Genomic DNA, 8,299 nt, shown 5'->3' with positions numbered 1-8,299 from the left:
GATGCGCTCGGTGCGGTCGTGCTCGAACTCTGGGGCGAGACGCGGCAGTTCGATCTGGTGGCGAGCCGCAAGCTGACGTTGGCCGCGCAAGGCTCCGGCGTCACCGGCCTCTTGCTGCGGATGGCCGCGCAGCCGCTGCCCTCGACCGCGGAGACACGATGGATGCTGCGCGCGGCGCATTCGCCGCCGGGCTCGATGTGGAGCGCCTGGGGCGCGCCGCGCTTCGATGCCGAGCTGTTGCGCAATCGTCATGGCCCATGCGGCCGGTGGATCATGGAATGGAAATGTGATGAGTGCCAGTTCAGTGAACCGTCGGCGTATCCTCAGCCTGTGGCTGCCGCGCCTGCCGATCGACCGGATTCAACGGTTCCTTGGCAGCGCCGCGCAGGATGAGCCGAGCATCGTCGTCATCAAGGACGCCAATGCGCTGGTGATCCATGCGCTTGACGATGCGGCGTCGCGGCTCGGTTTGCATATTGGCCAACCCCTGGCCAATGCGCGGGCGATGTGCCCGGACTTGCGGGTGTTCGACGCCGATGTCGTGGCTGATGCGAAGACACTCGGCGACATCGCCGACTGGTGCGACCGCTTCACGCCGCTGGTGGCGCTCGATCCGCCGCATGGGCTGTTCCTCGATATCACCGGCTGCGCGCATCTGTTCGGCGGCGAGGCCGCACTGTTGCAGATGCTGGTCCGTGCGCTCGACCGACAGGGCTTTGTCGTCAGTGCGGCGATCGCGGGCACCTCGGTCTGCGCACGGACCCTGACGCGGCAGACGACAGGCGCCATCGTCGCCGATGGGGGCGAGGCGGAGGCGATCAGCCGGCTGCCGGTGTCCGCGCTGGGTGCGGGCGAGGCCATCACCGCCGGCCTGCGCCGTGCCGGTCTGAAAAGCATCGGCGATGTCGCCTCGCGTGCACCGGGCGAGATCACGGCGCGGTTCGGCGCGCGGTTCTCCACGCTGCTCGCGCATGCGCTGGGGCAGGGCGATGCGCCGATCAATCCACGAAAGCCGCTGCCCGATTACATCGTGGAGAAACGCTTTGCTGAGCCGATCGCGACCGACACCATGATCGCGATGACGCTGTCGCGCCTGGCGGACACGTTGATCGCGTCGATGGAGAAGCAGGGCAAGGGCGCGCGCCGGCTTGAGGCCACCTTCTTCCGTACCGACGGCGCAGTGCGTGCGATCATGGTCGAGACCGGACGTCCCGTGACGCGGAGCGCGGTCGTCGACCGGCTGTTCCGCGAGCGTCTCGATGCACTCGCCGATCCGCTCGATCCCGGCTTCGGCTTCGACATGGTGCGGCTGTCGGCAAGCCGCACCGAGATCGTGGTGCAGGAGCAGCGCGATCTCGATGCCCATGTCCACGACAATGACGAGCTTGCTGCGCTGATCGACCGCATCGCCGCGCGCATCGGCGGAAAGCGCGTCGTCGTGCACCTGCCTGAGGATACCCATATCCCCGAATGTGCGGTGCTGGCGGCGCCTGCCCAGCATCATCTCGCCGTGGCCATGCAGGCCGAATGGCCCGCGCGCACTGAAAGTGAGCCGCCGCTGCGTCCGTTGCGGCTGTTCGACAAGCCTGAGCCGATCAATGTGCCGTTCGCGACCGTGCCCGACGGCCCGCCGCATCAATTCACCTGGCGCCGCGCGCAGCATGCGGTGGTGCGGGTGGAAGGCCCCGAGCGCATCGCCATGGAATGGTGGCGGCAGGACGGCAAGCAACTGACGCGGGATTATTTCCGTATCGAGGATGCCGAAGGCCTGCGCTTCTGGATCTTTCGCGATGGTCTTTACGAGGGGGAGTGCTTCGACGGCGACGGCAAGCCCGTTCCTCCCGGTTGGTATGTGCACGGTCTCTTCGCATGACTACGCCAGCTTATGCCGAGATCGGCATCACCACGAATTTTTCCTTCCTGCGCGGCGGCTCGGATCCGCGCGCCTATGTGCATCAGGCCAGCAAACTCGGCATTCCCGTGATCGGCATCGCCGACCACAACACGCTCGCCGGCGTGGTGCGCGCCTACAAGGAGCTCGACAATGACGAGGTGCTGCACAAGCCAAAACTTCTGATCGGCGCGCGCATCGTCTTCATCGATGGTACGCCCGATATCCTGGTCTATCCGCGCGACCGCGCCGCCTATGGCCGGCTATGCCAGCTTCTCACCAGGGGCAAGCGCGGCGACGACATCACTCGGATCGCGAAGGGCGAATGCCATCTCACCTTCGCTGATCTCCTTGCGTTTTCCGAAGGCCAGCTCCTGATCCTGACGCTGCCGCATCGCTTCGATGCAGCGCAAGCGCAGGACATCCTCGCCAAGCTGAAGGCAAGTCGCGCCGAGGGCGTGTGGCTGGCGGCGAGCCTGGTCTATCGCGGCGACGACCGCCGTCGCCTCGCGCAGCTCGATGATCTCGCCTCAAAAGCAAAAGTGCCGCTGCTTGCGACCAACGAGGTGCTCTATCACCACCCCGCGCGCCGTCCCCTCCAGGACGTGCTGACCTGCATCCGGGAAAAAACCACGATCGAGGCGGTCGGCCGCAAGCTGGAAGGCAATGCCGAGCGGTTTCTGAAGACGCCCAGGGAGATGGCGCGGCTATTCCGCGATTTCCCTGAGGCTGTCGCGGAGACCATTCGCTTTGCGGACAAGATCACCTTCTCGCTCGACCAGCTCAAATATCAGTATCCGGACGAGCCGGTGCCGCGGGGCAAGACCGCGCAAGGGCATCTGGAGGATCTGACCTGGGCCGGTGTCGACAAATATTTTGGCGGCAAGATCGACGACAAGCTGCGCGCCACCCTGAAGAAAGAACTCGCGCTGATCGCCGAACTGAAATACGCACATTACTTTCTCACCGTGCACGACATCGTGCATTACGCGCGCAGTCAGAACATTTTGTGCCAGGGGCGGGGATCGGCAGCGAATTCGGCGGTCTGCTACGTGCTCGGCATCACCTCGGTCGACCCGACCAAGGTCGATCTGCTGTTCGAGCGATTCATCTCCAAGGAACGGCTGGAGCCGCCCGACATCGACGTCGATTTCGAGCATTCGCGGCGCGAGGAGGTGATGCAATATGTCTATCGGCGTTACGGCCGCCATCGCGCCGCGATCATCGCCACCGTCATTCATTATCGCCCGCGCAGCGCCATCCGCGACGTCGGCAAGGCGCTGGGCCTAACCGAGGACGTCACCGCGGCCCTCGCCGATACGGTGTGGGGAAGCTGGGGCAAGGGCCTCAACGACATGCAGGTCAGGCAGGCCGGCCTCGATCCGCAAAATTCCATGATCAACCTCGCGGTCGAGCTCGCGACCGAGTTGATCGAATTCCCGCGTCATCTGTCCCAACATGTCGGCGGCTATGTGCTCACGCAAGACCGGCTCGACACCTATGTGCCGATCGGCAATGCGGCGATGGATGATCGCACCTTCATCGAATGGGACAAGGACGATGTCGACGCGCTCAGCATGATGAAGGTCGACGTGCTCGCGCTGGGCATGCTGACTTGCATCCGCAAGTGCTTTGATCTGATCGAGCAGCACAAGGGCGAACGCTGGATGCTGGCGAGCGTCCCGCAGGATGATTCCAAAGTCTACGACATGCTGTGCGATGGGGAGTCGCTCGGCGTGTTCCAGGTCGAGAGCCGCGCCCAGATGAACATGCTGCCGCGCCTGAAGCCGCGGACCTTTTACGATCTCGTCATTGAGGTCGCGATCGTGCGGCCGGGACCGATCCAGGGCGACATGGTGCATCCGTATTTGCGGCGGCGGAACGGCCTGGAAAAAGTGAGTTATCCGTCGCCGTCACCGGATCATGGCGACAAGGACGAACTTTACAATGTGCTGCACAAAACATTGGGCGTGCCGCTGTTCCAGGAGCAAGCGATGCGCATCGCGATCGAGGCGGCAAAATTCACCTCCGAGGAAGCCAACGGCCTGCGCCGCTCCATGGCGACCTTCCGCAATGTCGGCACCATCGGCCAATACGAGGAGAAGCTGATCGGCAACATGGTCGCGCGCGGCTACGATCCGAACTTCGCCAGGAGCTGCTTCGACCAGATCAAGGGCTTTGGCTCCTACGGTTTTCCGGAGAGCCATGCCGCAAGCTTCGCGCAACTCGTCTACATATCTTCATGGTTGAAATATCATCATCCCGATGCCTTCTGCTGTGGTCTGCTGAACTCGCAGCCGATGGGCTTCTACGCGCCGGCGCAGATCGTCGGCGATGCCCGCAAGAACGGCGTCGAGGTGCGCGAGATCGATGTGTCCTACAGTTTTGCGCAGAGCACGCTGGAGCAGGGAAATGGCGGGTATTGCGCGGTACGTCTCGGCTTCCGCCAGATCGACGGTTTCCACTGGCTGGACGAGGATGAGGAAAGGCTGAAAAGAGCCGCGTCCCGGAATGACCATGTGGAGAGAGCGCCCGACTGGGCCGACCGCATCGTCGCCGCCCGCAACCGCCGGCCCTTCACCTCGCTGGAAGACTTCGCCCGCGACACCGGACTGCCCAAGCGCGCGCTGATCCTGCTCGCCGATGCCGACGCCTTCCGCTCGCTCCGGCTCGACCGCCGCGAGGCGCTGTGGCAGGTGCGGCGCCTGCCCGACGATGTGCCGCTGCCGCTGTTCGAGGTGGCTACCGCGCGCGAGCAGCCGGACGAGCACGCCAGGCCGTTGCCGGTGATGCCGCGCGCCGAACAGGTGGTCGCGGACTACCAAACCATTCGCCTTTCGCTCAAAGGCCATCCGATGGAATTTTTGCGCGAGATGTTTACGCGCGAGCGCATCATCGCCTGCAAGGACATCAATCATGACAACGAGCGGCGCCGCGTTCGCTGTGCCGGCGTCGTTCTGGTACGACAGCGGCCGGGCAGCGCTAGCGGCGTCGTGTTCATGACACTGGAGGACGAAACCGGCATCGCCAATGTCGTGGTGTGGCCGAAGATCATGGAGCAGTACCGGAAAGAGGTAATGGGCGCGCGCCTCATCCTGGTCGAGGGCTACATCCAGAGCAGCCCAGAAAAGGTGACGCACCTTATCGCCCAGCGCATGATCGACCGTTCACACGACCTGGTCGGCCTTGCCAACGATGCCTTGACCCGCAAGCATCCGGTGCCGGCAGGCGCCACCGTGGTCGAACCGCTCAATGACGATCCCCGCGCCCACACGGATGCGCCCGCGCAAAAACTTCGCCACCCCCGCAACGTCCGCATCCTGCCGCCGTCGCGGGATTTTCATTAAGAATGTAGCGCTCTCTGCTGCCACGAGATTGTTGCGACGAGTGCGCGTCACACTCTCGGTGTCATACCCCGCGGAGGCGGGGTCCAGTACGCCGCGGCTTCACGATTCAACTTCTGTCGCATCGGAATACTGGATCGCCCGGTCAAGCCGGGCGATCCAGCGTGGCCTCAAAAATTCACCCGGTTCGAGATCGCGCCGTCCACCACCAGATTGGAGCCCGTGGTGAACCCCGACACCGGGCTCGCCAGAAATACCGCCGCGCTCGCGATCTCCTGTGGCGTGGCCATGCGGCCGGTGGGGTTACGCTTCATCGCATCATTGTAACGCTCGGGCATGTTCTGCTCGATGGTATTCCAGACGCCGCCCTTGAAATAGACCGTGCCAGGCGAGACCACGTTGACGCGAATCTTCTTCTTCGCATATTGCCGCGCCAGTCCCTTGGCCATGTGGATTAATGCCGCCTTGATCGGGCCGTAGGAGCTCGCCGTGTCCGCTTGCGCCGCGGAGATCGATGAGATGATCACGAAGGCGGCGTCACCGCTGCTCGCACCGCTGGCCTCGAGGAACGACCGCGCGGCGTCGAACGCATGCACGGCGCCGAGCAGGTCGAGCCGAAAATTCTGTTCCCACGACGCGGCATCATGGCCTTGCGCCATCGCGCCCGCGTTGGAGAACAGCATGTCGATGCCGCCAAGCTCCTTTGCCGCGCCCTCGATCCAGGATTTCAGTGCCGCGCCGTCGGTGACGTCGACCGGGCCGCCGGCCGCGCGGATCCCGCTGGCTTTCAATTCCGTAACGGTGGCGGCAACCTGATCGGCGTTGCGTGCACACACCGCGACATTGCTGCCCTCGCCGGCCAACGTCGCCGCAATCGCTCGCCCGATGCCGCGCGTGCCGCCGAGCACGACGGCGTTCTTGCCCTTGAGACCGAGATCCATTGTTGGTTTTCCTTGTTGTTGGTCGCGCGCTGTCGTCGCGAACAAAGCGGGTGCCTCTCCAACGTCGTCCTGGCGAAAGCCAGGACCCATTACCACAAACCTTCGTTGCTGTGCGATGTTGTGGCCAACGCGCATTTCAACAACATTCGACCGGGGTAATGGGTCCTGGCTTTCGCCAGGACGACATCCTGCGTGCGTTTGATTGCGTCGTTCAATCGATCACCCTCACTCCGGTGCCGCGCCCACCGGTGGGCCGCCGGGCGGGCGATGCAGGAATGTCAGTGAGACGTAGGCGCCGGCCCAGGAGCCGATCGCCGCGAAAGCCACATAGAACGCATTTTCGGTGTAGCTGATCACGGCGTAGGAGGAGAGCATGTACCAGACCGCGCTCCAGTTCGCCGCGGGCACGCGCTTGCGCGCGATCACCGCCGAGGTGAACATGACATAGACCGCGTCGGTGGCTGCCGTTGCGATGAACACGGCGCCTGCGGTGAGGGGATCGATGGCGGCCATTGCATGTCCTTGTGTGCTAATGCGATGATCGCAAACTAAGGGGAGAGAAGGGTCATGCAAAGCCCCACCGAAATTCTCAGTGGCATCTGGACCTCCGCCGGCGGTGACGCCGCCGCGCTTGCCCACGTGCGGCTGACGGGCGAAGAGCCGCAAATCCCGTCCTCGTTTCGCGTCGCAATTGCCGGCCAAACGACGATCGCAGCCGCCGGCCTTGCTGCCGCCGAAATCTGGAGATTGCGCAGCGGCGAGGCGCAGGACGTTAGCGTCGACCTGCGCCATGCCGTCGCCGAATGCCGCTCCGAGCGCTACTTGCGCGTCGACGACAGGCCGCCGCCGCCGGCCTGGGACGCCATCGCCGGCGTCTACAGAACCGGCGACAACCGCTTCGTCCGCTGCCACACCAATTTTCCGCATCATCGCGACGCCGTCTGCAAGGTCCTCGGCTCCGAGCCCGAGCGCGAGAAGGTGCAGGCCGCATTGATGCAATGGAAAGGCGAAGATTTCGAGACCGCGGCCTACGCTGCGGGCGGCGTCGTTGCCCTGATGCGCTCCTACGACGAATGGTCGACGCTGCCGCAGGCCCGCGCGCTCGCTGAATTGCCGCTGGTTTCGATCGAGAAGATCGGCGAGGCCGCGCCAAAGCCGTGGCCGCAACGACCGCCAAAAGGCGATCGCCCGCTCGCAGGTCTGCGCGTGCTCGATCTCTCGCGCGTTATCGCGGGCCCCGTCGCCGGCCGCACGCTTGCCGCGCACGGCGCGGATGTGCTGCTCGTGTCAGGCCCTGCGCTGCCGGCCATTCCGTGGCTGACCATCGACACCGGCCGCGGCAAGCTCACAACCTTCATCGAGCTGAAGAGCGAGGCCGGCAGAGTGCAGATGCGCGCGCTGTTGAAGGACGCCGACATCTTCTCGCAAGGCTATCGGCCGCGCGCGCTCGCCGCTCTCGGCTTTACGCCGGAGGACGCGGCGAAAATCAATCCCGGCATCGTCTACGTGACGCTGTCGGCCTATGGCCATGCCGGTCCCTGGGCGGAACGGCGCGGCTTCGATTCGCTGGTGCAGACCACGATCGGCTTCAACCATGCCGAGGGACAGGCTGCCGGCATCGATGGACCGAAGGAATTGCCGGCGCAGATGCTCGACCACGCCACCGGTTATCTGATGGCGTTCGGCGCGATGATGGCCAAGGCCCGCCAGGCCCGCGAAGGCGGCAGCTGGCACGTGCGCGTGTCGCTGACGCAGACCGGGCGCTGGCTCTGGAATCTCGGACGGCTCGAAAATGGCCTGAACACCCCGGATATTACGGGCGAGGCCGTACATGCTGCATTCATCGAGAGCATGCCATCTGGCTTCGGCATGTTGAAGGCGGTGCGCCATTCAGCGCTGCTGTCGAAGACGCCGGCGCGATGGAGCCGTCCGGCGATGCCGCTCGGCAGTCATCCGGCAGAGTGGCCGGTGACAAGCTGACGTGAAGCTGACGTGTCGCAAATTTTTAACGCAAACCGAAAGGCGCCCGGCGTTTTTTAGGTTGTTTGAAATCACAATTCGGCACTATTAGCGCGACCGATGAGGCGGGCATCCGCCGGTATCATCGCAGACATGACCGGGCC

The 8,299-nt window shown here is 64.3% G+C and carries 5 protein-coding genes and 1 pseudogene; 4 read left to right on the top strand and 2 right to left on the bottom strand.

Annotated features, from left to right (window positions below):
- From FXB41_RS34435 to FXB41_RS34425, 3 genes and pseudogenes are all read left to right on the top strand, one after another.
- Nucleotides 1-393, top strand: a pseudogene (locus tag FXB41_RS34435) (DNA repair protein); the annotation flags it as partial.
- Nucleotides 290-1,873 carry a Y-family DNA polymerase gene (locus FXB41_RS34430; protein ID WP_219684893.1) on the top strand — a complete coding sequence of 528 codons (1,584 nt, stop codon included), beginning with the start codon at nt 290-292 and terminating at the stop codon, nt 1,871-1,873. The pseudogene FXB41_RS34435 and the gene FXB41_RS34430, both read left to right, overlap by 104 nt.
- Nucleotides 1,870-5,238 carry an error-prone DNA polymerase gene (locus FXB41_RS34425; RefSeq protein WP_219684892.1) on the top strand — a complete coding sequence of 1,123 codons (3,369 nt, stop codon included), beginning with the start codon at nt 1,870-1,872 and terminating at the stop codon, nt 5,236-5,238. The genes FXB41_RS34430 and FXB41_RS34425 overlap by 4 nt, the downstream gene beginning before the upstream one ends.
- A gap of 167 nt (nt 5,239-5,405) precedes the next feature.
- Here FXB41_RS34425 and FXB41_RS34420 read toward each other — a convergent pair whose 3' ends face one another.
- Nucleotides 5,406-6,176 carry an SDR family NAD(P)-dependent oxidoreductase gene (locus tag FXB41_RS34420; protein WP_219684891.1) on the bottom strand — a complete coding sequence of 257 codons (771 nt, stop codon included), beginning with the start codon at nt 6,174-6,176 and terminating at the stop codon, nt 5,406-5,408.
- Nucleotides 6,177-6,401: 225 nt separating this feature from the next.
- The gene (locus FXB41_RS34415; protein ID WP_007593600.1) at nt 6,402-6,689 is read right to left on the bottom strand and encodes a hypothetical protein; all 288 of its coding nucleotides are present in this window, start codon (nt 6,687-6,689) and stop codon (nt 6,402-6,404) included.
- Nucleotides 6,690-6,743: 54 nt separating this feature from the next.
- Between FXB41_RS34415 and FXB41_RS34410 the strand changes: the two genes are divergently transcribed.
- Complete coding sequence (locus FXB41_RS34410; protein WP_219684890.1) at nt 6,744-8,156, top strand: CoA transferase; 1,413 nt, start codon at nt 6,744-6,746, stop codon at nt 8,154-8,156.
- The last annotated feature ends 143 nt before the right edge of the window (nt 8,157-8,299 follow it).

This window comes from Bradyrhizobium canariense (assembly GCF_019402665.1).
Classification (GTDB): Bacteria; Pseudomonadota; Alphaproteobacteria; order Rhizobiales; family Xanthobacteraceae; genus Bradyrhizobium; species Bradyrhizobium canariense.
Note: the sequence above shows the minus strand (reverse complement) of the source record. Positions and strands in the feature narration are given on the sequence as shown.

Bases quoted from the DNA above. Each gene is read 5' to 3' on its own strand.
- FXB41_RS34410 (WP_219684890.1), top strand. From the start codon at position 6,744: ATGCAAAGCCCCACCGAAATTCTCAGTGGCATCTGGACCTCCGCCGGC.
- FXB41_RS34415 (WP_007593600.1), bottom strand. From the start codon at position 6,689: ATGGCCGCCATCGATCCCCTCACCGCAGGCGCCGTGTTCATCGCAACG.
- FXB41_RS34420 (WP_219684891.1), bottom strand. From the start codon at position 6,176: ATGGATCTCGGTCTCAAGGGCAAGAACGCCGTCGTGCTCGGCGGCACG.
- FXB41_RS34425 (WP_219684892.1), top strand. From the start codon at position 1,870: ATGACTACGCCAGCTTATGCCGAGATCGGCATCACCACGAATTTTTCC.
- FXB41_RS34430 (WP_219684893.1), top strand. From the start codon at position 290: ATGAGTGCCAGTTCAGTGAACCGTCGGCGTATCCTCAGCCTGTGGCTG.